Origin of the sequence: Streptomyces sp. NBC_00239 (genome assembly GCF_036194065.1) — a bacterium.
Taxonomy (GTDB): Bacteria; Actinomycetota; Actinomycetes; order Streptomycetales; family Streptomycetaceae; genus Streptomyces.
On the sequence record NZ_CP108095.1, the window covers coordinates 4,187,448 to 4,211,289 of the forward strand.

Consider the following 23,842-nt stretch of genomic DNA (forward strand, 5'->3'; position numbering starts at 1 on the left):
CCCGATGAGGTGGGGTGTCCGAACCCCGCCCGGGGAGGGAGAACAGGCAAGGTGAACGAGACAATCCTGCTCGAATCGAGGACGCTCCGCACGGGAGTACTCGAACGCACGGAGGTTCTGGACCGGGTCAAGGTCCTGACCTTGCTGCCGGACGGACTTCACGTGACAACGGCGATGGTGGCGGCGTACTACCAGGTGGGCATCAAGGCCGTTGAGTCGTTGGTCGTTGATCACCGAGAGGAACTCGAAGGGAGCGGCTACCACGTCTTGTCAGGTTCAGAACTGACCTCCTTTAAGGAGGTCTGTCAGATGCCCTCGCGCTCCCGGTCCGTCGCGATCTTCTCTCGGCGGGCAGTTCTGAACGTCGGAATGCTGCTCCGGGACAGCGAAGTCGCACGTCAGGTGCGTACCTACCTGCTCGACATCGAGTACACAGCCAGGACTCAGCCTGTGGATAACTTTATCCACAGGCCGGCCTTCAAGGACGCTCTGCGCACCCAGGTAGTGCCGATGCTGAACGTCATCCTCGAGACCATCAGCGAGCACCGCAGCGAGCTGACCTCTCTCCGTGAGGACGTCGAGGCACTCAAGCGGCGCGTCTACCGGACCGCCGCGCTACCGCGCCCGCACGCCGGGGTGATGGCCGGCATGGACGCCATGAACTGGCGGGAGTTCGAACACCACGTCGCCGGCCTGCTGCGCCGCGACGGCTGCACGCAGGTGGAGGTCCACGGCGGGCACGGGGACCGCGGGTCGGACATCACGGCTTACACCGCCGACGGCCGCCGGGTCGCGGTCCAGTGCAAGAACTTCGCGCCCTTCCGCTCCATCCTCAGCGGTGAGATGCAGAAGTTCCTCGGCTCGGCCAAGGTCCTGCACCGGGCCGAGGTGGCCCTCTACGTGGCCACGTGCGGCTTCACCCGCGAAGCGTTGGCCATCGCCGCCGAGACCGGCATCACGGCCGTCCACAGGGGCCTCCTGGAGGCCTGGAGCGCCGGAACCAAGCTCCAGGTGCTGCGCTAGCGCTGAAAGGGACAGGCTGTCCCTTTCAGCTGAGCTCCTGCAAGGAGCCCAGTCACGCAAGTTATCCACAGCCATCGCTGACTGAGTGACTCCACCAAGTCACTCGGTCAGCGGCGCAGCTCCACCGGCGGCGTGCGCGCCGCATCCACCTTCTCCGTCCGCACCAGCTCGCCCCACACGATGTACCGGTACTTCGACGTGTAGACCGGCGTGCACGTCGTCAGCGTGATGTAGCGGCCCGCCTTCGTGCGGCCCGACTCCTTCGGGACCGGGGCCAGCACCTCGGTGTTGTACTTCGACGTCTGCCGCAGCTCCGCGAAGACCCGGTAGACGTACCACGTGTCCCGCGTCTCGAAGACGACCGGATCGCCCGCCCGCAGCTTGTGGATGTTGTGGAACTTCGCCCCGTGCCCGTCCCGGTGCGCGGCCAGCGTGAAGTTGCCCTGCCGGTCCCACGGCAGCGCCGACTTCAGCGGCTGCGTGTAGTAGCCGGCCACCCCGTCGTTCAGGACCTCCGCCGACGTGCCCTTCTTGACCAGCACCTCGCCGCCGCCCATCGCCGGCACGTGCAGGAAGCCGATCCCGTCACCCGTGTCCAGCGCGCCCGGCCCCGCCGCCGGCGGGCTGCTGTTCCACGTCGCACGGACCGCGTCGCCGCGCTCCGACGCCGCCCGGTCCGCCAGCACGTTCGTCCACCACAGCGAGTAGACGACGAACAGGCCCAGCACCAGCCCCGCCGTGATCAGCAGCTCCCCGGTGAAGCTCAGCACGCCCGCGATCCGGTCCCGCGTGCGTCTCGGTGCGCCTGACAACTGCTTCCCGTCCCCTGCCTGCTAGCCGGCCAGCGCGGCCGGCACGCCCTCGTCGCGCGGCCGTTCCTCGACCATCCTGCCCCACACCACCATCCGGTAGGTGCTGGTGAACTCGGGCGTGCACGTGGTCAGCGTCAGGTAGCGGCCCGGACCGGTGAAACCGGACCCCACCGGAACCGGCTCGATCACCGAGACGTTGGACGGCGGCGTCTGCGCCAGCATCGAGGTCATCTCGTACGTGTAGTACGCGTCCCGGGTCTCCACGACCACCGGATCACCGGGCTGCAGCCGGTTGATGTACCGGAACGGCTCCCCGTGCGTGTTGCGGTGCCCCGCCACCGCGAAGTTCCCCGTCCGGTCACCCGGCATCGCCGTCTTCAGCGCGCCTTCCGCGTAGTGCCCGACCATGCCCCGGTCCAGGACCTTCGCCTTGCCGACGCCCTCGGCGATCGGCACCTTCACGTCGAGCTTCGGGATGTACATGACGGCGAAACCCTGGCCCGGCTCGAAGGCCTGCGGCGCGGCCCGGCCCCCGCGGTCGTTCGCCCAGTCCCGCTGCAGACTGCCCGCGGCCTCGTTCGCCTTCCGGTGCGCGAGCACGTTCGTGTACCAGAGCTGATAGGTCACGAAGAGCAGCATCAACACGCCCACCGTGATGAACAGTTCACCGGCCGCACGACTCGCGACGACCACCGGACCGCCCCGGGCCCGCCTGCGCGCCCGTTTGGCGGCCTCCTGGGCCGCCCGGCGCCGCGCGGCCCGCCCCCCGGTGGGGGCGTGCGGCGCGACCGCCGTCACGCGACGGCCTTGCCCACCACTGGCGCGAGGCCCGCCGACCGCGCCACGGCACCCGCGTCACCGCAGCGCACCAGCCAGTTCGCGAGCATCCGGTGACCCCACTCGGTGAGCACCGACTCCGGGTGGAACTGCACGCCCTCGACATCGTGCTCGCGGTGCCGCAGCCCCATGATGATCCCGTCCTCGGTCCGCGCGGTGACCTCCAGCGCGTCCGGCAGGGTCTGCGGCTCGGCGGCCAGCGAGTGGTACCGGGTCGCGGTGAACGGCGACGGCAGCCCGGCGAACACGCCCAGCCCCTCGTGCACCACCGGCGACGTCTTGCCGTGCAGCAGCTCCGGAGCCCGCCCGACCACGCCGCCGTACGCCACCGCCATCGACTGCATGCCCAGGCACACGCCGAACACCGGCACCCCGGTGTCCGCGCAGTGCCGGACCATGTCCACGCACACCCCGGCCTCCTCGGGCGTGCCCGGCCCCGGGGACAGCAGCACCCCGTCGAAGCCGTCCTGCGCGTGCGCGAGCGCCACCTCGTCGTTGCGCAGCACCTCGCACTCGGCGCCGAGCTGGTACAGGTACTGGACCAGGTTGAAAACAAAGCTGTCGTAGTTGTCCACGACCAGAATGCGCGCGCTCACCGGGTGGCTCCCGATCCCTCGTCGACGGTCACATCATTGAACGGAAGCAGCGGCTCGGCCCACGGGAAGACGTACTGGAACAGCACGAACACCACGGCCAGGACCAGTACGAGGGAGATCAGCGCGCGAATCCACGCGTTGCCCGGCAGGTGCCGCCAGATCCAGCCGTACATGCCGTCCCTTCCGTTCCGTATCGGGCAACAGACTACGGGCTGGCCTGCCCCGCGGGCCGGGTCTGCGAAAGTTCCGCCCACACGATGAGACGGTGGCTGTGCCCCCACTCGGGATCGCACGTCGTCAGCGTCAGGTACCGGCCCGGCCCGCCGAAGCCGGACTTCGCCGGAACCGGGTCGATCACCGCCACGTCGGAGGGCACCGTCCGCACCGGACCCCTGCGCACGGTGTACGTGTACGTGGCCGCCGCGTCCTTCACGATCACCGCGTCCCCGGGACGCAGCCGCGGGAAGTCCTTGAACGGGTCGCCGTACGTGCGCCGGTGGCCGGCCACCGCGAAATTGCCGACGCCACCGGGCTGCGCGGTCCCCGGATAGTGGCCCAGCCCCTTCTTCAGCACCCCGGTCGCGGTGCCCTCCAGCACCGGCTTGCGCCAGCCGGAACCGAAGCGCGGCACGTACAGCACCGCGAACGCCCGCCCCGCCGGCCGCGCGGCAACCGCAGCAGCCCCGGCAGCGCCCCCCGGCGCCCGCTCGGGCGCCTCTCCGGCCGCCGGGGCGCCCCGCTGCCCCCGGCCCGCCGCCGCGGCCTCCTGCGCCCACCGGTCGCGCAGCCCCGCGAGCTCCCCGTCCATGGCCCGGTCGGCCTTCACACCCGTCCAGAACAGCACGTACACGACAAAGAGGAGGATGACGGTCCCGGCGGTCAGGCACAGCTCGCTGAAGCCGCGCACGGCCAGGCGCAGCACCGCCGCCGGCTCGGGACGCGAGCGCGGCCGCAGGCGCGGGCGCCGGCCCGGACGGGAGCGCGGGCGCGGCAGCTCAGGAAGAGATCTCCACTGGCTTCGCATGGTGGAGGTCCACTGTGCCCGAGTAGCCGTCGAGAGTCAGCCGCTTGTGGTCGTCCACTTTCCAGCCCAGCCCGTACGCGTTCACGTACAGCTGGTAGTTCTGGATCGCGGGCGAGTCGGCCAGGGCCTGCTTGAGGTCGCCGGTGTCGCCGACCGCCGTCACCTTGTACGGCGGGGAGTAGACGCGGCCCTGCAGGATCAGGGTGTTGCCGACGCAGCGCACCGCGCTGGTGGAGATCAGCCGCTGGTCCATGACGCGGATGCCGCGGGCGCCGCCCTGCCACAGCGCGTTCACGACGGCCTGCAGGTCCTGCTGGTGGATGACCAGGTCGTTGGGCTGCGGTTCGGGCACGTTGGGGATGCGGGCCTTGGCACCGGGCGGGGCGTCGTTGAGGGTGACGGTGACGGCGGAGCCGGTGATCGGGGCGGTGCCGGCGGCGTTCTCCAGGGCCTTCAGCCGGGCGTCCTCGGCGAGGGTGCTGCCGTTGTCGCGTTGGGCGAGGGCGTCGACCTCGCGGCGGACGGCGCCGGTGCTGTCCTCCAGACCGGCGTTCTTCTGGCTGCGCTCGTGGATCAGGTCCGACAGCTTGAGGAGCGAATCGTCCGTGCGGATGTTCGTACCCTTGGAGGTGTTGAAGCTCGTCACGAAGATGAGCCCGGCAAGGGCGAACACGGCGAGGGTCAGGAGCCGGACCGGCCTCCGGTGGGAGTGGTCGGAATTGCTCAACGTACCCTTCTCCTTCAACGCCTCAAGACCCACTACGCTAACGGACGCCCGGGGGAGGCAGAGTCCCCAGCGCATCGACAGGAGAGACCCTCGTGCCGAAGTCACGTATCCGCAAGAAGACCGACTACACGCCGCCGCCGGCCGCGAAGCAGGCCCAGACGATCAAGCTGACGAACCGCAGCTGGGTCGCCCCGGTGATGCTGGCGCTCTTCCTGATCGGTCTCGCCTGGATCGTGATGTTCTACGTCACCGACACGCGGCTGCCGATCGAGTCCCTCGGCAACTGGAACATCGTGGTCGGGTTCGGCTTCATCGCCGGAGGCTTCGGCGTATCCACCCAGTGGAAGTAAGTCAAGCTCTCCGTAGTGTTATCCACAGTGTTATCCACAGCTGAGGAAAAGACAGAAGATCTGTGGATAACTTGGACCCAGGTTGACGCCGGTGTGATTGATACCGGCATCTACCTGGGTCCTTGTCGTTCCCGGCGTCCCCACGTCGTGCACAAGATCCACCACGGACTGTGGACAACTTGCCGCTCAGGTGAGCGCGACGGTCCTCAGGAGGACGGTCGCGACGACGGCCGCGAGGACCAGTGCGCAGCTTCCCCATTGCCACAGGGCGCGGTGTTCGCGGGGGGCGTGGACCATGCCGAAGCCGATGACGGCGCCGCCGATGAGGCCGCCGATGTGGGCCTGCCAGGAGATGCCGCCCCAGCCGAAGGTGAGGACGAGGTTGAGGACGAGCAGCGCGATCATGGGGCGCATGTCGTAGCGCAGCCGGCGCATGAGGACGGCGGTGGCGCCGAAGAGGCCGAAGATCGCGCCGGAGGCGCCGAGGGTGAGCTGCTGGGGTGCTTCGAGCCAGTAGACGAGGGCGCTGCCGGCGAGTCCGGAGCCGAGGTAGAGCGCCAGGAAGCGGGAGCGGCCCAGGGCGGCTTCGAGCGGGGGGCCGAGGAACCACAGGCTGAGCATGTTGAAGCCGATGTGGACGATTTCCTCGTGGAGGAACATCGAGGTCAGCAGGCGGTACCACTGGCCTTCGGCGACGCCTTCCCAGCCGTTGGCGGGGTCGAAGTAGCGGCCGACGAGGCCGAGCCGGACCATGAATTCGTCGCCGTAGACGCGTACGCCGAGGAAGACGGCCAGGTTGAGGCCGATGAGCAGTTTGGTGATGAGGCTGGGGTCGGTGGCGACGGGGCCGCCGGCGACGGTGCGGGGTTCGGTGGCGGTGGGGGGGTGGCCGGTGCCGGAGCCGGTGCGGACGCAGTCGGGGCATTGGAAGCCGACGGAGGCGTCGATCATGCACTCGGGGCAGATCGGCCGGTCGCAGCGGGTGCAGTGGATGCCGGTGTGGCGGTCGGGGTGCCGGTAGCAGCCGGGGAGGCGGTCGGTGTCCATGGGCGCCGCGGGGGTCAGCGCTTCTCGATGGCGACCGTCTGGAGGACCACGTCTTCCAGGGGGCGCTCGGTGCGCGGGTTGGTGGGGGTGGCGGCGATGGCGCTGACGACGGCCTGGGAGGCCTTGTCGGTGATCTGGCCGAAGATGGTGTGGCGGCGGGTGAGCCAGGCGGTGGGGGCGACGGTGATGAAGAACTGGGAGCCGTTGGTGCCGGGTCCGGCGTTGGCCATGGCGAGCAGGTAGGGCTTGGTGAAGGCGAGGTCGGGGTGGAACTCGTCGGGGAACTGGTAGCCGGGGCCGCCGGTGCCGTTGCTGAGGGGGTCGCCGCCCTGGATCATGAAGCCGCTGATGACGCGGTGGAAGAGGGTGCCGTCGTAGAGGCGGTCGGTGGACTTGGCGCCGGTTTCGGGGTTGGTCCATTCGCGTGCGCCGGTGGCGAGTTCCACGAAGTTGCGGACGGTCTTGGGTGCGTGGTTGGGCAGCAGTTCGATCTCGATGTCGCCTTGGTTGGTCTTGAGGGTGGCGTAAAGCTTCTCGGCCACGAATCTGCCTTCCCTAGTCCTCGCTGAGGTCCTCGCTGACGTCGCTCGATCCTCGCATGGACGCACCTGGGACACGCAGACACGCGGACACCCGGATGCCTGCCCTCGCATGCCGGAAGGCGTTATGGCAGGCATGATCCGTCAAAGGGTGGAAAGGTGAACTGTGTCCGCCACCGAGGAGGAGTGATCACGTGACCCGCACGGAAGGCGTGCTCGCCGCTGCCAGCACGGCGAAGGAGAGCGTCCGGCACGCAGCGGAGGCGGTGGCGCCGTACGCGGAGACTGCCAGAGACGCGGCGGCGCATTATGCGCACGAGGCGAATGCGAGGCTCGCCCCGAAGGTGTCGGGGGCGGCCCAGGAGGCGGCGCGGCAGGCCCGTGTCCAGTACGGGGCGCATGTGGCGCCGCGGCTGGTGCAGGCCCGTGATGCGTTGCCGGCGCAGGTGGACGACACCGCGGTACGGATGGTGCGTGGTACGCGCAGTGCGTGCCGGCACGCGGCTGATTATGTGCAGCCGCGGTTCGAGAGTGCGGTGGCCGCTGCGCAGCCGGTGGCCGAGGAGGCTGCCGCCCGGTCTTCGGCGGCGTTGGTGGCGCTGCGCGGTCAGGTGGCGGCGAAGGAGATTCAGCGGCTGGTCGGCAGGCAGGAGCGGCGGGCTCGTACGCGCCGGGTCTTGAAGGGTGTGGCGCTGGTCGGGTTGTTGACGGCCGGGGCGTTCGCGGCGTGGAGGTGGTGGGACCGGCAGTCGAATCCGGATTGGCTGGTGGAGCCGCCGGCGGCGACGGAGGTGGCGGATCGGCCGCCGCTTGCTGCGGTGGACGGGAGCGGGCCGGAGCGGGCCCTGGACGACGCGGATGCGGAGGCGGGGCGCGAGCAGGACGACCGCTGAGGCGGTAGGCGATTCGAGACATGGCGGACCCTTGGAGGGCCCGGATCCCGGTGGGGTCCGGGCCCTTCGGGTGCCGTCGTTTCGCCCGGAATCTGCATTGCGCCCGGGGTGTTCCGGGGGCTTTCATGGCGGTCGGCACCCTTCTCGCGGGAGTGAGCATGTTCCAGGTCCAGCGCATGTCCCGGTTGATGGTGAAGACGCTGCGGGAGGATCCGGCGGATGCGGAGACGCTGAGCCACCGGCTGTTGGTGCGGGCGGGGTACGTACGGCGGAATTCGGCCGGGGTGTGGAGCTGGCTGCCGTTGGGGCGGCGGGTGCTGGAGAACGTGTCGCGGGTGGTGCGCGAGGAGATGGACGCGATCGGCGGCCAGGAGGTGCTGTTGCCGGCGCTGCTGGCGAAGGAGCCGTACGAGGCGTCCGGGCGGTGGTCGGAGTACGGGGACCTGTTGTTCCGGCTGCGGGACCGCAAGGGTGCGGAGTACCTGCTGGGTCCGACGCACGAGGAGGTCTTCACGCTGCTGGTGAAGGACCAGTGCACGTCGTACAAGGATCTGCCGGTGATCTTGTACCAGATCCAGACGAAGTACCGGGACGAGGCGCGGCCGCGGTCGGGGGTGCTGCGGGGCCGGGAGTTCCAGATGAAGGATTCGTACTCCTTCGACGTGACGGACGAGGGGCTGGCGGAGGCGTACGCGCTGCACCGGGCGGCGTACGAGCGGATCTTCACGCGGCTGGGGCTGGATTTCCGGATCTGTGCGGCGGTGTCGGGGGCGATGGGCGGTTCGGCGTCGGAGGAGTTCCTGGCGCCGGCGGCGGCGGGGGAGGACACGTTCGCGGGTTGTCCGGGGTGCGGGTACGCGGCGAACACGGAGGCGGTGACGTTTCCGCTGGTGCCGGTGGCGGGTGAGGTGCCGGCGCTGGAGGAGGTGGCGACGCCGGCGACTCCGACGATCGGGGCGCTGGCCGCGTCTTTGGGGGTGCCGGCGTCGGCGACGTTGAAGAACCTGCTGGTGAAGGTGGACGGGGAGATCACCGCGGTGGGGGTGCCGGGGGACCGCGAGGTGGATCTGGGGAAGCTGGCGGAGCAGTTGGCGCCGGCGGTGGTCGCGTTGGTGACGGAGGAGGATTTCGCGCTCCGGCCGGATCTGGTGCGCGGTTACGTGGGGCCGCAGGGGCTGGGGAAGGTGCCTTACCTGGCGGATCCGCGGGTGGCTCCGGGTACGGCGTGGATCACCGGGGCGAACCGGGTGGACACGCATGCGCGGAACGTGGTGTGCGGGCGGGACTTCGTGGTGGACCGGTACCTGGACGTGGTGGTGGTCGAGGCGGGGGATCCGTGTCCGGCGTGCGGGGGTGCGCTGGTGTTGGACCGGGCGATCGAGGTGGGTCACATCTTCCAGTTGGGGAGGAAGTACGCGGACACGTTCCGGCTGGATGTGCTGGGCCGGGACGGGAAGCCGGTGCGGGTGACGATGGGTTCGTACGGGATCGGGGTGTCGCGGCTGGTGGCGGCGCTGGCCGAGCAGTCGGCGGACGAGCGCGGGCTGTGCTGGCCGGCGGCGGTGGCGCCGGCGGACGTGCATGTGGTGGCGGCGGGCAAGGCGGTGCAGACGGAGCTGGCGCTGGAGGTGGCGGGGTCGCTGGCGGGTCGGGGGCTGCGGGTGCTGGTGGACGAGCGGGCGGGGGTGTCGCCGGGGGTGAAGTTCGCGGACGCGGAGCTGATCGGGGTGCCGTGGATCGTGGTGGCCGGGCGGCGGGCGGGGGAGGGGGTGGTGGAGCTGAAGGACCGGCGTACGGGTGCGCGGGAGGAGCTGCCGGTGGTGGACGCGGTGGCCCGGCTGGCTCCGGGCGGGCCGGCGGTCCCGGCGGCCGGGGCGTCCGGGGGCGGGTTCGCGGGCTGATCGGCTCGGGGCGGACCCGTGGGCCGGGGGCGGGCTCGCGGGCTGATCGGCTTCCGCCGGAAAAGCGGCGGTGAAAAGGCTTCACAGGTGGGTTCTTCCTGGCACACTGCCGGAAAGAACCCACCTTTTCTTTCTGTCCGGCATCCGGACGGCGACTGTGAAAACAATGCGGACCCCCGGATTTCGGGGCGCTTTTATACTTCTGTCCGCATTGCGCGGTTCATTCACCCGGCAAAATGCGCATCTCCACAATGCGACACATGACCGCGGCACCGTCCGTCCGGTCGGCGTCCGATGATGGAGGAGTCGCGAAGAGCGGTTCTCCGCACTCGCGGACGTACCGCATCGCCGTACCGCATCGCCGTTATCCGCACCGCCATTGAAGTGGGATCAGCAATGAAGCGAATCGTTGTCACGCTCATGTCCGCTATGACCCTTACCGGGGCGTTTGCCGGGCTCCTTGGTGCTGGAATCGTGGGTTCCGTGGACACCTCGGGCGCCTCGGCGGCTCACTCGGCCACGGGGAAGAAGGACCTCGGCTGGGGCTGACAACAATTTTTCGTGAATTTCTCACGGAATCCCGTCGCCCGGCCGATCCACCGCTCCGATTCCGACCCAGGAGTACGCACAGGATGTCTCAAATCCGCCGACCCGTCGTTCTTATCGCCGAGCAGCTGAGCGAGGCGACCCTCAATGCCCTTGGGCCCGAATTCACGATCCGACACTGTGACGGCGCCGACCGCGAAGAGCTGTTGAAGGCCGTGGTCGGTGCGGATGCCCTTCTCGTGCGCTCGGCCACCAAGGTGGACGGTGAAGTTCTCGCCACCGCCGACCGGTTGAAAATCGTCGCGCGGGCCGGCGTCGGCCTCGACAACGTGGACGTCCGCGCGGCCACCGCGGCCGGCGTCCTGGTGGTGAACGCGCCGACCTCCAACATCGTCAGCGCCGCCGAGCTCGCCATCGCGCTGCTGCTCGCCTCGGCCCGCAACGTCGCCGCGGCCAACGCGGCGCTCAAGGGCGGCGAATGGGCCCGCTCGCGGTACGCCGGGGTCGAGCTCGTCGGCAAGACCGCGGGCATCGTCGGCCTCGGCCGGATCGGCATCCTCGTCGCGCAGCGGCTGGCCGGTTTCGGCCTGCACCTGATCGCGTACGACCCGTACGTGCGCCCCGAGCGGGCCGCCGAGCTGGGCGTGGAACTGGTGCCGCTCGACGAACTGCTGGGCCGCAGCGACTTCATCACCGTGCACCTGCCGCGGACGCCCGACACCGTCGGGCTGATCGGCGACGAGGCGCTGCGGAAGGTGAAGCCCACCGTCCGGATCATCAACGCGGCTCGCGGCGGGATCGTGGACGAGACGGCCCTGGCGCTCGCCCTCAAGGAGGGGCGGGTGGCCGGCGCGGGCATCGACGTCTTCGAGTTCGAACCCACCACGGAGTCCCCGCTGTTCGACTTCGACTCGGTGGTCGTCACCCCGCACCTGGGCGCGTCGACCGGCGAGGCCCAGGAGAAGGCCGGCGTGTCGGTGGCCGAATCGGTGCGCCTGGCCTTCGCCGGGGAGCCGGTTCCGGACGCCGTGAACGGGTCCTCGCTGGCGGACCTCGCCCGATGACGCGTGCTCCCGGTGTCGGGGAGGCCCCGGTCCACGAGATCGCGGTCGACGAGAACGCGGTCGACGAGTTCGCGGTCCAGGAGATCGCGGGGCCGTACGTCGCCGGTGACGTGCTGAGCCGGTTCCTGCGCTCGGAAGCCCGCCGGGCGCTGTACCCGGCGGGCCCGGACGGCCGTCGGGGCCCCTTCCCCGACCACGGGCCGGACGAGGCGTCGGCCTCGGCAGCGGCGGCGTCCTTGCGGGGGCTGTACGGCGGCAGCGGCGACGCCCTGCGCTACACCGTGTGCGCGCGGCGCCGTCCGGCCGCCGGGTCCCGCCCCGGGCCGGACGCGGCGGCCGGGGAAGCGGGTCCGGCGGTCGGCCGGGCGCGGCTGGACGGGCTGTGGAACGGCTGGCTGGAGGGCCTGTTCGCGGCCGTCCGGGAGGAGTGCGGGGGCCGGGTTCCGGCGGAGGAGCCGGCCGGTCCGGCCTGGGAGCGGCTGCGCGGGCGACTGCTGGGCCTGCTGGCGGAGCTGCGCGGGGCGTACGGCGCGGCCGGGTTCGACCCGCGCCGGGCGGTCGTGCTCCTGGACGACATGGTGACGGCCGCGGCCGACTTCGGCCGGTCGGCCGGCTTCGGCCGGTCGGCCGGCTTCGGCCGGTCGGCCGACTTCGGCCGGTCGGCCGACTTCGGCCGGTCGGCCGACTTCGGCCGGTCGGCCGACTTCGGCCGGTCGGCCGACTTCGGCCGGTCGGCCGACTTCGGCCGGTCGGCCGACTTCGGCCGGTCGGCCGACTTCGGCCGGTCGCAGGCGGCCGCCCCGCGGCGGGCCGCGCTGGCGGGGCAGCTCGCCGTGGCGGCCGCGCTGTCGGCGTGGGCCGCGCCGCTGCTGCCCGAGGGGTCGGCCCGGCTGGCCGCCGTGCTCGGGGTGCCCGCGGACGGCCCGGTGTCGGCCGAGGCCCTGCGCGTGCCGCGGACGGCCGGGCGGCTGGCCCGTACGGACGGGCCGGTGTTCGGAGCCTGAGCGCTCGCGCCGCCCGGGCGGCCCTTCACCCTCGGGTGTCGGGCTGCCCGGGCGCGCTGCTGTCCGGGGCCACGACCGCCGACGGGATACTTCCCTCCATTTCGCGCAGGAGGTAGCCGGCGTGGACGCGGCTCTTCGCTCCGATGCGTTCCATGATCTTGGCGATGTGCCGCTGGCAGGTCCGCACGGTCATGCCCATGCGCCGGGCAATGACCTTGTCCTGTTCGCCGAGGAGAAGCAGGCGGATAATATCCTCCTTCGCCTTGTCCGAGGCGAAAATGGCCTGGTCTCTCCCATGGTTTGTCGGAAATTCTTCGGCCTGTCCCCACATGCGCTCGAAGGTCGCCACGAGAAAACCGACGATATTCGGCTCGCGGATGACCAGCGCGCCGAGCGGGTTGTCGCGCAGCTCGATCACCACGACCTCCTGGTCGAAGGCGATCATGCGCATGAAGCCGTCCCCGAGGGTGCGGACCTCCGCCCCGAGTTCGCTGACGATCTCCACGTACGAGGTGGTGGTCGCGCTGAACTGGGCGGTGTGCTGGTAGAGCGTGCGCATCCGCACCCCGCGCCCCAGCAGTTCCTCGGTCCGGGTCATGGCCTCCTGGAGCACGTCTTCGTCGCGGGCTCCGCCGGGCTGCGAGGTGAGGACCTCGAAGGTGGCCTGAGCTGCGAGTCTGGTCAGCTGGTCGCGTACGGCGGAGACGCTGTGCAGCTCTTCGACGGCGGGCCGGCGCAGCCTGCGGGCGAGGCCGCCCTCGTATACCGGGGTGAGCTCGTCGCGGAGCCGGTCGGCGGCGCTGCGCAGCTGCCGGGCCTGCTGGGCGACGGGGTGGACGAGTTCGTCGGAGGCGGCGTCGGGGGAGGCGGCGACGTAGTGCGCCTCCGGGGTGCCGACGGCGAGCAGCAGGCGTCGTTCCACGAGGCTCCGCACCGCTTTTTTCACTTCGGCCTGCGGAATGCCCTCCAGTGTGAAAGCGTCCATGTCCCGCAACCCGGAGCTCTCCACCGCGCGTGTATAGACGGCCAGTTCCAAAGAACTGAGCGGCGCGAGCAGATCAATACCCGGTATGTCGCGTTCGTCCATTTTATTCACCCCTCCTGATGTAGCTCGTGCATATAAGCATGCCTGCACGCGGCCGCGTGGACAGGGGCGGGATGGCAGGGTGGAAACATCGTTCCGGGGGGTTGCGGTGGCTTCAGCAGCCATTACGAAAGCAAGAGAGCAATGGATATACAGAGCACTCTTTTCCTGTCGTTTCTGCTGGCCGCAACAATTGTTTGCATAACCCCCGGCCCCGATATGCTGTACGTGATGTCCTACGGGGTGTCACAGGGCCGGACGGGCGGCGTCTCGGCAGCCGCCGGAGTCGCCGGCGGCATGTTCGTGCACGCGGTGCTCGCCGCCCTCGGGGTGGCTCTCCTCATGTCCGAGTACCCCTGGCTCCTGATGATTTTCAAGGGCATCGGAATCGCCTATCTGATCTATCTCGGCGTCTCCATCATCCGAGACAAGTCGGATCTGTCGGTGAACGCGGACAAGTCCCGGCGGTCACACGCGAAGATCGCCTACAAGGCGATGATCGTGAATCTCACGAACCCCAAGGTGATTGTTTTCTACGTGGCATTCCTGCCGCAGTTCACCTCGCCTTCGGGATGGCCCGTCCCGGCCCAGCTCTTCGTACTCGGTTCCATTTTCGTGAGCATCGGCTTCGCCGCCGACGCCCTCGTGGGCGTGGCCAGCGGCGCGCTGAGCAAGCGGTTCGCCAACAGCAAGACCTTCACCCGGCGCGTCAACGTCTCCTGCGGAATCGTCATGTTCGTGCTCGCCGCGATTCTGCTGCTCGACATCTGACACCCGGCAGCCGAACACCGCCGTCCCGCCCGCGGCGCCGCCGGGACCGCCACCCGGCCCGCTCCGGTCCTCGGACCACACCCCCGTCAGCATTTCTCACCAAGGGAATTCCGTGTCCGTTGCAGAAATCCACCCGTCACCCGCGCCGGCCGACGTCCGCGCGCTGCGCCCCCGGGTATGGCCGACGACAGCCGCACAGGACCCCGCCGGTGTGCTGAACATCGGCGGCGTTCCCGTCACGGAAATCGCCGAGCGTTTCGGCACACCCGCCTACCTCTTCGACGAAACCGATTTCCGGATGCGCTGCTCCGAATTCCGGACGGCCTTCCACGATTTCGACGTCTACTACGCCGGAAAGGCCTTCCTCACCCGTACGAGCGCCCGCCTCGCGGAAGAGGCCGGGCTCAGCCTGGACGTCTGCACCGAGGGCGAACTCGCCTACGCGAAGGCCGTGGACTACCCGGCCGACCGCATCCTGATGCACGGCAACAACAAGTCGGAGGCCGAGCTGGCCGCCGCCCTCGCCTACGGCGTCGGCCGCATCGTGGTCGACTCCCGCGAGGAGCTCGACCGCCTGGAGGCGCTCGCTCCACAGTTCCCCGGCACCCGCCCCAAGGTCCTGCTGCGCGTCACCGTCGGCGTCCGCGCCGACACCCACGCCCACATCGCCACCGCCCACGAGGACCAGAAGTTCGGGTTCTCCCTGGTCAGCGGCGAGGCCGAGGAGGCCGTCCGCCGGGTGGCCCGCGGCGGCCTGCTGGAACTGCGCGGCCTGCACAGCCACATCGGCTCCCAGATCCTCACCACCGACGGGTTCGTGGCCGCCGCCCGCCGGCTCCTGGGCCTGCGCGCCAAGCTCGGCGCCGAGGGCATCGCCCTGCCCGAGATCGACCTCGGCGGCGGCTTCGGCATCGCCTACACCGCCGACGACGAGCCCACCCCGCCCGCCCGGATGGCCGACATCCTGCGCACCGTCGTCGCCGAGGAGTGCGCCGCCCTCGGCACCGACGTACCGCGCCTCGCGATCGAACCCGGCCGCGCGATCGCCGGCCCCTCCGGCGTCACCCTGTACCGGGTCGGCACCGTCAAGGTCCGCGAGGGCCTGCGCACGTACGTCGCCGTCGACGGCGGCATGAGCGACAACGTGCGCACCGCCCTGTACGACGCCACCTACTCGGTGCAGCTCGCCGGCCGCGTCTCGGACGCCGAGCCCACCCTGGTCAGGGTCGTCGGCAAGCACTGCGACGCGGGCGACGTCGTCGTCAAGGACGACCACCTGCCCTCCGACGTGCGGGCCGGCGACCTCGTCGCCGTACCGGGCACCGGTGCGTACTGCCGCAGCCTCGCGCACACCTACAACCAGATCCCGCGGCCGCCCGTCATCGCGGTCGCCGACGGCCGCGCGCGGGTGATCGTGCGCCGCGAGACCGTCGAGGACCTCATGGCGCTCGACCTCGGATGACGACCGCCCCGCCCCGGACGACAGCGGCCACCCCGCGCCCCGGACCACGGCGGCCCCGGACGACGACCGCACCCCTTGCCTCCCGCCCCGCGCGACCCACGAAGGAGCCCGAGCCGGCATGACCAAGCACCGCAGCACCGACGCGTACACCAACAGCATCGAGGCGCCGACCTACCAGAGCGCCTCGTACTACTTCAACAACGCCGATCACGTGAAGGCCGGCCTGCACGACCGCTCGGAGCCCGCCGGACGGTACGGCCGCTACTCGAACCCCACGTGGATCGAGGTCGAGAACAAGCTCAGCGAACTCAGCGGCGCCGAGAGCTCACTGCTCTTCGCCTCCGGCATGGCCGCCCACGTCACCGCGTTCCTCACGCTCCTGGAGGCCGGCGACGAGGTGGTCCTGCCCTCCGAGTCGTACCGGCAGGTCCGCAACGTCTTCCACCACATCCTGCCGAAGTTCGGCGTGAAGGTGCACGAGTTCTCGATCCGGGACCCCGACGCGTTCGTCGCGAACATCGCGGCACTCCGCGGGAAGATCAAACTCGTGCACCTGGAGATGCCCTCCTCGCCGCACATGTACCTGATCGACGTCGCCCGGGTCCGCGAGGCCGCCGGCCCCGACGTCCTCCTCACCCTCGACAGCTCCTTCTCCCCGCCGCCGAACTTCCACGCCCTGCGGCACGGCGTCGACCTGGTGCTCTTCAGCGCCACCAAGTACCTCAGCGGCCACGGCGACATCGTCTGCGGCGTCGCCTCCGGCCGCGAGGAACTCATCGAGAAGCTGCGCTGGTACCGCGACACCACCGGCCCCATCACCGACGGCAACACCGCCTTCCTGCTCCGCCGCAGCCTCTACACCCTCCAGCTGCGCATGGACCGCGTGAACGCCATGGGCCTGGAGGTCGCGCGCTACCTGGAGGGCCACCCCGCCGTCGACCGCGTCTACTACAACGGCCTCGAAAGCCACCCGCACCACAAGCTCGCCCAGCAGTACCTCAACGGCTTCGGCGGCGTGATCACCTTCGAGCTGAAGATGACCGAGGAGCAGACCGCCGCGGTCGTCGACCGCCTCCAGGTCCCCTTCATGGCCTCCAACTTCGGCGCCCCGCACACCCTCGTCGAGCAGAGCACCTTCTTCACGTACTTCGAGTACTCCGAGGAAGAGCTCGTCAGCATCGGCGTGCCGCGCGGCACCGTACGCCTGGCCCTCGGCTACAGCAACGACGTCACCGCGATCATCAAGGACCTCGACCAGGCCCTGTCGCACGTCCAGGGTCAGGCGTGACCGACCGGGTCCACGACCTCGGCGACCCGTACGCCTTCCTGACCCTGCCCGGCTTCGTCCCGCACCTGCGGACCACGCTGAAGCTGGAGGCCCTCAACCCGGCGGGCTCCATCAAGCTCAAGACGGCCCGCGAGATGCTGGCCGCCGCCGAGGAGGAGGGCCTGCTGGGGCCCGGCGCCGCCCTGATCGAGTCGACCTCCGGCAACCTCGGCATCGCGCTGGCCACCCTCTGCGCGGCCACGGGCCACCCGCTGACCCTGGTCACCGACCCGAACACGCCGGCACAGAGCCTGCGCCACATGCGGGCCCTGGGCGCCGAGGTGGTCGTCGTCACCCGCCGGGACGCGGGCGGCGGCTACCTCCAGACCCGCATCGACCTGATCGAGGACCGGCTGCGCAGCACCCCGGGCCTGGTCTGGCTCAACCAGTACCGCAACCCCGCCAACGCCCGGGCCCACCAACGCCACACCATGGCGGAGGTCCTGGACGGATTCGGGGTGCCGGACTGGCTGTTCATCGGCGTCGGCAGCACCGGCACCTTCATGGGCTGCCTCCAGGCGGTACGCGAAAAGCGGCTGGCGACCCGGGTGGTGGCCGTGGACGCGGACGGCTCGGTGATCTTCGGCGGCGAACCCGGCCGCCGGTTCCTGCCGGGCCTGGGCGCCAGCCGCCGCCCCGAACTCTTCGCCGACGACGGCTCCTTCACCAAGGTCCTGGTCGCCGAACGGGACACCGTCCGCACCTGCCGCCGGGTGGCCCGCACGTACGGGCTGCTGCCGGGCGCGTCCACCGGCACCGCCCTGGCCGCGGTGACCGCGCTCGCCCCGGACATCCCGGCGGGCAGCCGGGTCCTGGTCATCGCACCGGACCTCGGCGACCGCTACCTCAGCACCCTCTACGACGACGCGTGGGTGGCCGACACCCTCGGCCCCGACACCCTCGGCCCCGACACGCACGGGACTCACACGCACGGGACCGACACGCACGGGACCGACACGCTCACCACCGAACCACCGGAGCCCCTCCTCACATGCCCGAATTCTCCGTACTGGCCGGCAAGGACATCGTCGAACTCCTCGACGGACGGGAGAGCGAGGTCATCTCCTGGGTCGAGGACGCCTATCTGACCCACGACGCGGGACGCACCGTCAACCCGGACAGCTACTTCCTGCGCTTCCCCGACAAGCCCGACGCGCGGATCATCGCCCTGCCGGCCTTCCTCGGCAGCCCGGAAACCCCCACGGCACACGCGGCACACCGGGCAGGACAGCCCGCGGACACGGACGCGGCCGACGCCGTAGCCGGCATCAAATGGATCAGCAGCTTCCCCGCGAACACCCGCGAAGGGCTGCCCCGCGCCTCCGCCGTCCTCGTCCTCAACGACCACCGCACCGGCTACCCCTTCGCCCTCCTGGAATCGGCCGGCATCAGCGCCGCGCGCACCGCCGCGTCCGCCGCCCTGGCGGCCACCGCACTCCGCGACCGCCCGCCCGCCCGCATCGGCGTGGTCGGCGCCGGTGTGATCGCCCGTACCGTCTGCCGGTACCTGGCCGCCACCGGCATCGAACTGACCGACGTGGTCTGCCACGACCTCGACGCGGACTCCGCAGCGGCGCTCGCCGGCCACCTCGCCGAACGCCACGGCACGGCCGGCCACGCCGTCCGCACCGGCAGCCTCGACGAAGCCCTCACCGCCGACCTCGTCGTCCTCGCCACCACCGCCCTGCACCCGTACATCGGCACCGAACACACCCTGCGGGCCGGCCAGACCGTGCTCAACATCTCGCTGCGCGACCTCCACCCGGAGCTCCTGCTCACCGCCCGCAACGTGGTCGACGACGTCGAGCACTGCCTGAAGGCGAACACCTCGCCGCACCTCGCCGAGCAGCTCCTCGGCGGCGACCGGTCCTTCATCGACGGAACCCTCGCCGACGTGCTGCGCGGCCGCGTCACCCTGACACCCGACCGGCCGGTGGTCTTCTCACCGTTCGGCCTGGGCGTGCTCGACCTCGCCGTGGGCCACCGCCTCCACCGCCGCGCCCGCGAACTGGGACGCCTCCTGGACGTCCCCGGATTCTTCGGCGAGACCCGCCGCTGGTGATCCACCTCATCCCGCTGATCCTGTCCACCGCACCGCCCCCGAAAGGACGAGCCATGTCCGTCGCCGAGACCGAGACCCACCCCACCGAGAACGGCGCCCACGAGAAGCGGGTCCTGGAGCTCGCCGAGTCCGTCTACCGCCACCCCGCGCTCAACAACGCCTTCTACGACCTGTGGCGCTCCACCGAGCTGCCCGCCGAGAAGGTCGAGATCGTCGCCCGGAACTTCTTCGCCCAGGTCGCACCCACCGTCAACCGGCTCGCACTGGTCTTCCTGCGGATGTCCCCGGACGACCTGGTCGCCCGCTCCGAGACGGTCGAGAACCTCAACGACGAGATGGGCAACGGCGACCCGAAGAAGGTCCACACCGTCCTCCTCAAGAACTTCTTCTCGGTGCTGCTCTCCCGCATCCGGGGCCGCGAGGTCGCCTTCGACGACATCGACCCGACCGTGCTGCCCGCCACCCAGCGGGTCGTCGACGAAGGCGCCAAGCTCTTCGGCCACGAGAACGTCAAGGTCGGCTGCGGCGCCCTCCTCGCCCAGGAATGGCACGCCTACGCCCAGCTCGTCTACCTCTACGAGGGCTCCCGCAACTACATGCGGCACTTCGCCCTCGAGGACTTCCACGAGCACTGCGAGTTCTTCTACCTGCACATCGGCGCGGCCGAGAAGGAGCACAAGCTGCACGCCGTCTCCAGCTCCGCGGCCCTGTGCACGACGGAGGAGGACCTGGCCGCCCTGGAGTACGGCTTCACCGGCTACCTCGACCTGCTCGCCGACTTCTGGCAGGAGCTCGCCGCCGCGGCCGACCCGGCCACCGCCACCGGCACCACGGCCGCCTGACCCGGTGCGGGGCGGGCCCCGTCCCGGCCCGCCCCGCACCGCCCCGCACCGCCCGCACCGCCCGCACCGCCCGCACCCCAGAAGCGGCAGCACCGACCCGCACCGCACCCAGGCAAGGAAGTGGAACGCAATGACCGCCGTCCCCCGGTCCGTCGTGGTGATCATCGATCCGCTGCGCGCCGGCACCAAGCTCGCGCAGCTGTTCAACGGGCTCGGCTACCGCTGCGTGGCCGTCCTCAGCCAGGAAAGCGACTCCGCGTTCTGGAGAGCCTCCTTCCGCCCGCAGGACTTCCTTCTGGTCCTCAACGAAGCGGACGGCTTCGACACCCTGCTGCACGGCCTGCGCCCGTACGACGTGTCCTGCCTGGTCCCCGGCGGCGAATCCGGAGTGGACCTCGCCGACCGCCTCACCCCGCACTACCCCGGCGTACCCGCCCTCGACCCGCGGATGGCACACGGCCGCCGCGACAAGTTCCACATGGCCGAACTGCTCACCGCCAACGGCCTCGCCGCCATCCCCCACCTGCGCACCGCCGACCCGGCCGCCGCCGTCGACTGGTTCACCACCCGCAGCGACGGCCACGTCGTCGTGAAACCGCTGGCCGGCACCTCCGCCGAAGGCGTGCGGTTCTGCTCCTCCGCCGCCCAGGTGGAGGCCGCGTTCGCCGAACTCCAGGGCTCGGTCAGCCTCTTCGGCCGCCTCAACGAGGAACTCCTGGTCCAGCAGGACATCGCACACGGCGGCGGCGTCGAGTTCACCGTCAACTCCGTCAGCTCCCGCGGCCGCCACCACGTCACCGACGTGTGGCGGATGCACCGGCAGATGGTCGGCGCCACCGCCGTCTGCACGTACTCCGAGCTCGTCCACCCGCACGAGGCCGACTACGGCGTCCTCGCCACCTACCTCCAGGACGTCCTCGCCGCCCTCGGCATCGACAACGGCACCGCCCACAGCGAGATCATGACCACCGCCGACGGCCCGGTCCTCATCGAGACCGGCGCCCGCATCGAAGGCGCCTGCGACCCCGCCGCGGCACTCACCCTGACCGGCCGCAGCCAGAACTCCCTGCTGCCGCTCGGCTACCTCGACCCGCAGGGCTTCGAGCACGCCATCACCCGGCCCCGCCCCAGCCCCGCCCGGCACGCCCGGCACGTCTACCTGCTCAGCCACCTCGAGGGAAAGGTGGTCCGCGCCCCCGACCTGGACCCGATCCGCCGACTGCCCTCCTTCCACGGCATGGACACCACCCTCGACGCGGTGGACGTCCTCGAGCGCACCGTCAACCTCGCCACCTGCCCCGGCAACCTCTACCTCGTCGCCGACAGCCGGGACCGGCTGGAACGGGACTACGCGACCCTGCGCAGGCTGGAGCAGCGGCTCTACGCGGACATGCTCGGATGAAGCAGTACCGGCAGGTCCTGAAGGTCCCCGGGCTCCGCCGGACCATCGCCCTCGGCTGGTTCGTGAAACTCCCCGTGATCGCGATCCCCGTGGTGCTGGCCCTCCAGGTGACGCTCGGCCTGGACCGCGGCCTCGGCTCCGCCGGACTGGTCACCGGGGCCTGGATGCTGGGCGCGATGACCGGCTCGCCCTTCCTCGGCCGCGCCATGGACCGGTACGGGATGCGGCCCGTCCTGCTGGTCAGCGCCACCGCGCAGGGCCTGTTCTGGGCGACGGCCGCCGCGCTCCCGCACCCGGCGCTGGTCGGGGCGGCGCTCCTGTCGGGGCTGCTGCTGGTGCCCGGATCGACCGTGGTCCGCCTGGTGGTCGCCGCCCGGGTGCCCGCCGAACACCGGCAGGCCGGTTTCGCCCTCGACTCCATGACCAGCCAGCTGTCTTACCTGGTCGGCCCCGGAGCCGCCGCCGTCCTCGCCACCCAGCTGTCCCCGGCCGTCACCACCCGCGCCCTCGGCGGCCTCCTGGTCCTCGGCACGCTCGCCCTGGCTATGCACGTGCCGGCCCGCCCGCCCACGGCCCCCGCCGGCCCGCCGGACCGCCCCGCGGAGCCGCGCACAGGGCGGCCCGGCGCCTCCCTGCTCGCCCTCCTGGCCTGCACCTTCGCCGCCGGCACGGTGTCCTCCGGCTTCGAGATCTCCCTGCTGGGCGTGCTCCGCGCCGAAGGCGACGTGGCCTGGGTGGGCCTCCTGATCGCCACGACCGGCCTGTACGCCGTCGCCGGCGGCTTCCTCTTCGGCACGCTGACCTTCCCCGTGCCCGCCTGGGCCCCGGTCTGCCTCCTCGGCCTCGTCACCGCCCCCCTCGCACTGACCTCCGACTGGCGGGTGCTGCTCGTCGTCGTCCTGCCCGCCGCCGTCCTCTCCGCCTCCTCCTTCGCCGCGACCGCCACCGCCGTCAGCACGGCCGGACCGGAGGAATCCCGCGGCCGGACCATGGGCCTCTACGGCTCCGCGCTCGCCGGCGGCAACGCCCTGGGAGCCCCCCTGGCCGGCCTCGCCGCCGGCTGGGCCGGACCCTCCGCCGGATTCGCGGCCATCGGCGCCTTCACCGCCCTGGTGGGCCTCACCGCCCGCCTCGCCCTGCCCCGGCCGGCCCCGCCCCGCCCGGCCGCCACCGCCCCGCTCCCCGACCCCGCCGGAAAGGCCGACCCGACATGACCGCAGCGCACCCGACACCCACCCCCGCCGCCCCGGTCGTCGCCCTCGTCGACACGTACGGCCTGTCGAAGACCCTCGCCGACGAATTCCAGAAGCAGGGCGCCACCCTGGTACGGGTGCAGAGCACCGAAGACGTACCCACCGCCTACCGCGGCGCCTTCGACCTCTCCCCGTACGCCGAGAACATCGTCCACCGCGGCGACCTGGCCGCCACCGCCCGCGCCGTCGCCGCCCACCGGCCCGTCGCCGTCGTCGCCGGCGGCGAGATCGGCGTCGAACTCGCCGACGCCCTCAGCGAATCCCTCGGCCTTCCCACCAACGGCACCGCGCTGAGCTCCGCCCGCCGCGACAAATACGTCATGGTGGAAACCGTCAAAGCCGCCGGCGTGCCCGCCGCCCGCCAGCTCCTCGCCCGCTCCGCCGCCGAACTCGATGCCTGGCACCGCGAACACGGCGGGCGCATCGTCGTCAAACCCCTGCGCAGCGCCGCCGGCAACGGCATCCACTTCTGCGCCACCCCCGACGAATCCACCGCCGCCTTCGACCGCATCTCCGGCCGGGAGAACGTCTTCTCCCAGCTCAACGACGGCGCCGTCGCCCAGGAATACCTCCGCGGCACCGAATACATGGTCAACACCGTCAGCCGGGACGGCGTCCACCGCGTCTGCGAGATCTGGCGCACCACCCGCATCACCGCCAACGGCGTCCAGGACCTCTCCGACACCGTCTACCTGATGCAGCGCACCGGCCCGGTCCAAGACGAACTCACCGCCTACGCCGGCCGCGTCCTCGACGCCCTGGGCATCGCCCACGGACCCGCCCACGTCGAGATCAAACTGACCGCCGACGGCCCCCGCCTCATCGAGGCCGGCGCCCGGATCTGCGGCGCCAACCTGCCCCTGCACGCCCAGCAGGCACACGGCAGCTCCCAGCTCGACTGGACCGCCGAGGCCTACCTGCGGCCCGAGCGCTTCCTCGCCCGCCACGCCGACCCCGTCCCCCCGGGCCGCTTCTGCGCGTTCGTCGGCCTGGTCTCCCCGCTGTCCGGGACCCTGCGCGGCTACCGCGGCCTCGACGAGATCCGCCACCTGGAGAGCTTCGCCGAACTGAAGGTGTACGTCCGGCCCGGCGCCACCCTCGCCCGCACCGTCGACGACCTCAGCTACCCGGCGGTCGTGGTCCTGATGCACGACAGCGAGGAGACCGTCCTGCGCGACGCCAACACCATCCGCTACCTCGACGGCCCCTCCTTCTACGACGTCGAACCCGCCTGACCCGACCGTCCAGACGGACCTCGACGCTGCTTTTCAACGCT

At 70.9% G+C, this 23,842-nt stretch carries 22 protein-coding genes and 2 pseudogenes; 15 read left to right on the forward strand and 9 right to left on the reverse strand.

Features of this window, described 5'->3' with window-relative positions; genetic code table 11:
• Nucleotides 1-51: 51 nt before the first annotated feature.
• On the forward strand, nucleotides 52-1,023 hold the full coding sequence (locus tag OG764_RS18455; protein ID WP_328969525.1) for a restriction endonuclease: 972 nt from the start codon (nucleotides 52-54) through the stop codon (nucleotides 1,021-1,023).
• Nucleotides 1,024-1,130: 107 nt separating this feature from the next.
• Here the strand turns inward: OG764_RS18455 and OG764_RS18460 are convergent, their stop codons facing one another.
• The 6 genes and pseudogenes from OG764_RS18460 to OG764_RS18485 form a co-directional block, all read right to left on the reverse strand.
• On the reverse strand, nucleotides 1,131-1,793 hold the full coding sequence (locus tag OG764_RS18460; protein ID WP_443055975.1) for a class E sortase: 663 nt from the start codon (nucleotides 1,791-1,793) through the stop codon (nucleotides 1,131-1,133).
• A gap of 63 nt (nucleotides 1,794-1,856) precedes the next feature.
• Nucleotides 1,857-2,660, reverse strand: a pseudogene (locus OG764_RS18465) (class E sortase); the annotation flags it as partial.
• Nucleotides 2,630-3,268 (reverse strand): aminodeoxychorismate/anthranilate synthase component II, encoded by a 639-nt coding sequence (locus tag OG764_RS18470; protein WP_328969526.1) that lies wholly within the window; start codon nucleotides 3,266-3,268, stop codon nucleotides 2,630-2,632. The pseudogene OG764_RS18465 and the gene OG764_RS18470, both read right to left, overlap by 31 nt.
• Nucleotides 3,265-3,441, reverse strand: a complete 177-nt coding sequence (locus OG764_RS18475; RefSeq protein ID WP_328969527.1) for a hypothetical protein — start codon at nucleotides 3,439-3,441, stop codon at nucleotides 3,265-3,267. The genes OG764_RS18470 and OG764_RS18475 overlap by 4 nt, the downstream gene beginning before the upstream one ends.
• Before the next feature lie 32 nt (nucleotides 3,442-3,473).
• Complete coding sequence (locus tag OG764_RS18480) at nucleotides 3,474-4,190, reverse strand: class E sortase (RefSeq protein ID WP_328969528.1); 717 nt, start codon at nucleotides 4,188-4,190, stop codon at nucleotides 3,474-3,476.
• 73 nt (nucleotides 4,191-4,263) lie between these two features.
• Complete coding sequence (locus OG764_RS18485; protein WP_328969529.1) at nucleotides 4,264-5,019, reverse strand: DUF881 domain-containing protein; 756 nt, start codon at nucleotides 5,017-5,019, stop codon at nucleotides 4,264-4,266.
• A 92-nt stretch (nucleotides 5,020-5,111) separates the two neighbouring features.
• Between OG764_RS18485 and crgA the strand changes: the two genes are divergently transcribed.
• Complete coding sequence (crgA, locus tag OG764_RS18490; protein ID WP_328969530.1) at nucleotides 5,112-5,369, forward strand: cell division protein CrgA; 258 nt, start codon at nucleotides 5,112-5,114, stop codon at nucleotides 5,367-5,369.
• 186 nt (nucleotides 5,370-5,555) lie between these two features.
• On the opposite strand, the gene OG764_RS18495 is transcribed toward crgA, so the two are convergent.
• Complete coding sequence (locus OG764_RS18495) at nucleotides 5,556-6,416, reverse strand: rhomboid family intramembrane serine protease (RefSeq protein ID WP_328969531.1); 861 nt, start codon at nucleotides 6,414-6,416, stop codon at nucleotides 5,556-5,558.
• A gap of 14 nt (nucleotides 6,417-6,430) precedes the next feature.
• Nucleotides 6,431-6,958, reverse strand: a complete 528-nt coding sequence (locus tag OG764_RS18500) for a peptidylprolyl isomerase (RefSeq protein ID WP_328969532.1) — start codon at nucleotides 6,956-6,958, stop codon at nucleotides 6,431-6,433.
• Between the two features lie 191 nt (nucleotides 6,959-7,149).
• On the opposite strand from OG764_RS18500, the gene OG764_RS18505 reads away from it, so the two are divergent.
• The 4 genes and pseudogenes from OG764_RS18505 (at nucleotide 7,150) to OG764_RS18520 (ending at nucleotide 12,363) form a co-directional block, all read left to right on the forward strand.
• On the forward strand, nucleotides 7,150-7,848 hold the full coding sequence (locus OG764_RS18505; RefSeq protein WP_328969533.1) for a DUF5324 family protein: 699 nt from the start codon (nucleotides 7,150-7,152) through the stop codon (nucleotides 7,846-7,848).
• 158 nt (nucleotides 7,849-8,006) lie between these two features.
• Nucleotides 8,007-9,749, forward strand: a complete 1,743-nt coding sequence (locus OG764_RS18510; protein ID WP_328969534.1) for a proline--tRNA ligase — start codon at nucleotides 8,007-8,009, stop codon at nucleotides 9,747-9,749.
• A gap of 632 nt (nucleotides 9,750-10,381) precedes the next feature.
• Nucleotides 10,382-11,329, forward strand: a pseudogene (locus OG764_RS18515) (NAD(P)-dependent oxidoreductase); the annotation flags it as partial.
• Nucleotides 11,330-11,355: 26 nt separating this feature from the next.
• Nucleotides 11,356-12,363 carry a hypothetical protein gene (locus OG764_RS18520; protein WP_328969535.1) on the forward strand — a complete coding sequence of 336 codons (1,008 nt, stop codon included), beginning with the start codon at nucleotides 11,356-11,358 and terminating at the stop codon, nucleotides 12,361-12,363.
• A gap of 25 nt (nucleotides 12,364-12,388) precedes the next feature.
• Here OG764_RS18520 and OG764_RS18525 read toward each other — a convergent pair whose 3' ends face one another.
• Nucleotides 12,389-13,348 carry a LuxR C-terminal-related transcriptional regulator gene (locus OG764_RS18525; RefSeq protein WP_328969536.1) on the reverse strand — a complete coding sequence of 320 codons (960 nt, stop codon included), beginning with the start codon at nucleotides 13,346-13,348 and terminating at the stop codon, nucleotides 12,389-12,391.
• Between the two features lie 243 nt (nucleotides 13,349-13,591).
• Between OG764_RS18525 and OG764_RS18530 the strand changes: the two genes are divergently transcribed.
• The 9 genes from OG764_RS18530 (at nucleotide 13,592) to OG764_RS18570 (ending at nucleotide 23,801) form a co-directional block, all read left to right on the forward strand.
• Nucleotides 13,592-14,218 (forward strand): LysE family translocator, encoded by a 627-nt coding sequence (locus OG764_RS18530; protein WP_328969537.1) that lies wholly within the window; start codon nucleotides 13,592-13,594, stop codon nucleotides 14,216-14,218.
• Between the two features lie 112 nt (nucleotides 14,219-14,330).
• Nucleotides 14,331-15,680, forward strand: coding sequence for a diaminopimelate decarboxylase (gene lysA, locus OG764_RS18535; protein ID WP_328969538.1), 1,350 nt, complete (start codon nucleotides 14,331-14,333; stop codon nucleotides 15,678-15,680).
• A 118-nt stretch (nucleotides 15,681-15,798) separates the two neighbouring features.
• The gene (locus OG764_RS18540; RefSeq protein ID WP_328969539.1) at nucleotides 15,799-16,968 is read left to right on the forward strand and encodes an aminotransferase class I/II-fold pyridoxal phosphate-dependent enzyme; all 1,170 of its coding nucleotides are present in this window, start codon (nucleotides 15,799-15,801) and stop codon (nucleotides 16,966-16,968) included.
• The gene (gene sbnA, locus OG764_RS18545) at nucleotides 16,965-18,095 is read left to right on the forward strand and encodes a 2,3-diaminopropionate biosynthesis protein SbnA (protein ID WP_328969540.1); all 1,131 of its coding nucleotides are present in this window, start codon (nucleotides 16,965-16,967) and stop codon (nucleotides 18,093-18,095) included. Before OG764_RS18540 ends, sbnA begins: the two co-directional genes overlap by 4 nt.
• Entirely contained in the window at nucleotides 17,999-19,069 is a 1,071-nt protein-coding gene (gene sbnB, locus OG764_RS18550) for a 2,3-diaminopropionate biosynthesis protein SbnB (RefSeq protein WP_328969541.1), read from the forward strand. The genes sbnA and sbnB overlap by 97 nt, the downstream gene beginning before the upstream one ends.
• Before the next feature lie 53 nt (nucleotides 19,070-19,122).
• Entirely contained in the window at nucleotides 19,123-19,911 is a 789-nt protein-coding gene (locus OG764_RS18555) for an iron-containing redox enzyme family protein (RefSeq protein ID WP_328969542.1), read from the forward strand.
• 130 nt (nucleotides 19,912-20,041) lie between these two features.
• The gene (locus OG764_RS18560) at nucleotides 20,042-21,313 is read left to right on the forward strand and encodes an ATP-grasp domain-containing protein (protein WP_328969543.1); all 1,272 of its coding nucleotides are present in this window, start codon (nucleotides 20,042-20,044) and stop codon (nucleotides 21,311-21,313) included.
• Nucleotides 21,310-22,527 carry an MFS transporter gene (locus OG764_RS18565; protein WP_328969544.1) on the forward strand — a complete coding sequence of 406 codons (1,218 nt, stop codon included), beginning with the start codon at nucleotides 21,310-21,312 and terminating at the stop codon, nucleotides 22,525-22,527. The genes OG764_RS18560 and OG764_RS18565 overlap by 4 nt, the downstream gene beginning before the upstream one ends.
• On the forward strand, nucleotides 22,524-23,801 hold the full coding sequence (locus OG764_RS18570) for an ATP-grasp domain-containing protein (protein WP_328969545.1): 1,278 nt from the start codon (nucleotides 22,524-22,526) through the stop codon (nucleotides 23,799-23,801). The genes OG764_RS18565 and OG764_RS18570 overlap by 4 nt, the downstream gene beginning before the upstream one ends.
• Nucleotides 23,802-23,842 lie beyond the last annotated feature (41 nt).

Bases quoted from the DNA above. Each gene is read 5' to 3' on its own strand.
- sbnB (WP_328969541.1), top strand. From the start codon at position 17,999: ATGCCCGAATTCTCCGTACTGGCCGGCAAGGACATCGTCGAACTCCTC.
- OG764_RS18570 (WP_328969545.1), top strand. From the start codon at position 22,524: ATGACCGCAGCGCACCCGACACCCACCCCCGCCGCCCCGGTCGTCGCC.
- OG764_RS18565 (WP_328969544.1), top strand. From the start codon at position 21,310: ATGAAGCAGTACCGGCAGGTCCTGAAGGTCCCCGGGCTCCGCCGGACC.
- OG764_RS18520 (WP_328969535.1), top strand. From the start codon at position 11,356: ATGACGCGTGCTCCCGGTGTCGGGGAGGCCCCGGTCCACGAGATCGCG.
- OG764_RS18560 (WP_328969543.1), top strand. From the start codon at position 20,042: ATGACCGCCGTCCCCCGGTCCGTCGTGGTGATCATCGATCCGCTGCGC.
- OG764_RS18540 (WP_328969539.1), top strand. From the start codon at position 15,799: ATGACCAAGCACCGCAGCACCGACGCGTACACCAACAGCATCGAGGCG.
- OG764_RS18530 (WP_328969537.1), top strand. From the start codon at position 13,592: ATGGATATACAGAGCACTCTTTTCCTGTCGTTTCTGCTGGCCGCAACA.
- OG764_RS18475 (WP_328969527.1), bottom strand. From the start codon at position 3,441: ATGTACGGCTGGATCTGGCGGCACCTGCCGGGCAACGCGTGGATTCGC.
- OG764_RS18555 (WP_328969542.1), top strand. From the start codon at position 19,123: ATGTCCGTCGCCGAGACCGAGACCCACCCCACCGAGAACGGCGCCCAC.
- OG764_RS18525 (WP_328969536.1), bottom strand. From the start codon at position 13,348: ATGGACGCTTTCACACTGGAGGGCATTCCGCAGGCCGAAGTGAAAAAA.
- OG764_RS18510 (WP_328969534.1), top strand. From the start codon at position 8,007: ATGTTCCAGGTCCAGCGCATGTCCCGGTTGATGGTGAAGACGCTGCGG.
- OG764_RS18495 (WP_328969531.1), bottom strand. From the start codon at position 6,416: ATGGACACCGACCGCCTCCCCGGCTGCTACCGGCACCCCGACCGCCAC.